Source organism: Frankia sp. Mgl5 (assembly GCF_023242985.1).
In the GTDB taxonomy this organism is placed as follows: domain Bacteria; phylum Actinomycetota; class Actinomycetes; order Frankiales; family Frankiaceae; genus Parafrankia; species Parafrankia soli.
This window is the reverse complement of the sequence record NZ_JALKFY010000409.1, coordinates 1-773: the sequence shown is the minus strand read 5'-3', so window position 1 is coordinate 773 and position 773 is coordinate 1. Positions and strand designations below refer to the sequence as shown.

The following is a 773-nucleotide window of genomic DNA, read 5'->3' as shown; positions in this document are numbered from 1 at the left end:
ATGGCGGTAAAAGTCTACGAGCGCATCCTCCAGTTGTTCGAGGCCGAGGGGATCAAGACGATCTTCGGTATTCCGGACCCGAACTTCGTGCACATGTTCCACCTCGCCGAGGAACGCGGCTGGAACGTGGTCTCACCGCACCATGAGGAGTCCGCCGGGTTCATGGCGGAGGCGGTGTCCCGGATGACCGGCAAGGCCGCGGTGGCGATCGGCACCCTGGGCCCGGGTGTCGCGAACCTGGCCGGGGCGATGATGTGCGCCAAGGTCGAGAACTCGCCGGTCATCTTCCTGGGCGGGCAGCGTGCCCGGATCACCGAGCAGCGGGTCCGCCGCGGGCGGATCCAGTTCGTGCAGCAGGCCGACCTGTTCACGCCGTCGGTGAAGTACAGCGCGAGCATCGAGTACCCCGACCAGACCGACGAGATCATCCGGGAGGGTCTGCGCAAGGCCCTGTCGGGTACGCCGGGCCCGGTGTACATCGAGTACCCCTCGAACGTGATCCTCGAGGAACTCGACGTTCCCGCGCCACTGCCCCCGTCGGCGTACCGGTTGGTGAACCAGACCGCGGGTCAGGACCGGATCGACGAGGCTGCCGCGTACATCCGCGCGGCCAAGCAGCCGGTCCTGCTCGTCGGGCACGGCGTGCACACCTCCCGGGCGGGGGAATCCGTCCGCGCGCTGGCCGAGGCGATGGCCTGCCCGGTCATCCAGACCTCCGGCGGCACCTCGTTCATCAAGGGCCTGGAGGACCGCACCTTCCCCTACGGCTTCTC

At 68.0% G+C, this 773-nt stretch carries 1 protein-coding gene; it reads left to right on the top strand.

Going from position 1 to position 773, the window contains the following annotated elements:
* Nucleotides 1-773 (top strand): thiamine pyrophosphate-binding protein (locus MXD62_RS09870; protein ID WP_248829038.1); only part of this gene is annotated, 773 nt, incomplete at both ends.